We start from the raw sequence: 1,770 nt of genomic DNA on the forward strand, positions 1-1,770 counted from the left end.
TTGACATACTCACCTGCCTGAAGGCGAGGTGATTCTTGACGCTTCGTTGACAGATGCTACCGGAGTAGTCTTATCCCGTCTCTGCGTCCGTTTAGAGTCGTGGCAATGCCCTATCCCGACTTTGTTTATATTTTTGGCTGCGTTCTCATCTCGGTCGTGTACAATTCCACAATTCAAACATTGAACCGACCGAACTTTTAAATCAAGCTTGCCCCACCTGTAACTACAGTCTGAGCAAACCTGACTCGTTGGCTCCCATCTACTAATGACGCGAAAATCACGATTAAATTTCTCGGATTTACCTTCGCACAATGTTCTAAAATCTCTCCATCCTTGAAGACTAATAGCTCTAGCAAGTTTGTGATTTTTAACTAGACCTGATACATTTAAATCTTCCAAAATAATAGTTTGGTTTTCACTAACAATTTTGGTAGATAATTTATGTAAAAAGTCTTTACGTGTGTCTGCTATTTGATTGTGCAATTTTGCAATTTGAATTCGAGTCTTATTCCTACGCCTTGATTCTTTAGGTTGACGAGCTAGTTTTCTCTGAAGTTTACGAATTTTTCTGTCTAAGGTCGAATAATTAGGACTTACAGCTTTTTCGCCGCTACTCATTACAGCAAAAGTTTTAATACCTAAATCTATGCCAATGCTTTGGTTCTTGGCATCAATACTTTGAGGTTCAATCTCTACTACAAAGCTGAGGAAATAACGGTTAGCGCAGTCCTTGATTACCGTAACCGAACTAGGAGCAGAAGGTAATACTCTTGACCAAATAGGACTAATATTCCCAATCTTCGCTAGGTAAACTTGTTTGTCTTGAAATGTGAAGCCTCCTATTCTAAATCGTGCTGATTGCTGATTAGTTTTCTTTTTAAACTTGGGTCTACCTACTTTTCTGCCCTTTCTTTTACCCTTAAGCGAATCAAAAAAGTTTTTGTAAGCAATACCCAAATCCGCAACTGACTGTTGTAATGGAATATTAGAAACTTCAGACAACCACCTACGCTCTGTGGTTTTCTTCGCTTGAGTAATGACTAGCTTCTGCAAGTCATTATTGCTTGGTAGCTTTTCCGACTGTTTGCAGATAGCCAAGGCATCATTCCACACAACGCGAACACAACCAAACAATGATCGCAAACTCTGTTGCTGTTGGTCTGTTGGGTAAAAACGATACTGATACCTTGCTTTCATGCTTAATGCTATAATTGGCCTGCAAAATAATTATACATTGCGAAAAGTCTGTGCGTCCGGGTCTCCCGGCGCAGAACTTTTCAAGAAGGTCTGTATGGAATGACAACTATATATAGAAGAGAAAGACATAGTGTTACAGAATTAAAAATACATTTGGTCTGCGTGACAAAGTATCGACGCAATGTGTTTACATCAGCAAGTCTTGATTTAATCAAGGAGTCGTTTCAGGAGGTTGCCAAAAAAATGAATTTTCAAGTAATTGAGTTTAATGGGGAAGGAAATCATGTACACGCACTGATTGAATATCCACCAAGGTTATCCATCTCTCAGATAGTTAATGCTTTGAAAGGCGTTTCTAGCCGACGCTATGGGCAACAAGGATACAAAAAACCCCATAAAGAATGCGAGTTTGCCGGGGGGATACTCCCCCCGGCAACACGCGCAGCTTTGTGGAGTCCGAGTTATTTTGCTATTTCGGCAGGGGGTGCGCCGCTAGAAGTTCTTAAAGAATATATTAGAAATCAAGAAAAGCCGTCCTAGAAGGACGGGGCTTGAATCCCATTTTTTCGGTCA

General features: G+C 40.4%; 2 protein-coding genes. One reads left to right on the plus strand and one right to left on the minus strand.

The window, feature by feature from the left end:
- Nucleotides 1-9: 9 nt before the first annotated feature.
- The gene (locus IQ246_RS29520; protein WP_194006827.1) at nt 10-1,197 is read right to left on the minus strand and encodes an RNA-guided endonuclease TnpB family protein; all 1,188 of its coding nucleotides are present in this window, start codon (nt 1,195-1,197) and stop codon (nt 10-12) included.
- Nucleotides 1,198-1,296: 99 nt separating this feature from the next.
- On the opposite strand from IQ246_RS29520, the gene tnpA reads away from it, so the two are divergent.
- Nucleotides 1,297-1,737: an IS200/IS605 family transposase gene (tnpA, locus tag IQ246_RS29525; RefSeq protein WP_194006828.1), complete on the plus strand. Its 441-nt coding sequence runs from the start codon at nt 1,297-1,299 to the stop codon at nt 1,735-1,737.
- Nucleotides 1,738-1,770 lie beyond the last annotated feature (33 nt).

The organism is aff. Roholtiella sp. LEGE 12411 (assembly GCF_015206995.1).
In the GTDB taxonomy this organism is placed as follows: domain Bacteria; phylum Cyanobacteriota; class Cyanobacteriia; order Cyanobacteriales; family Nostocaceae; genus Komarekiella.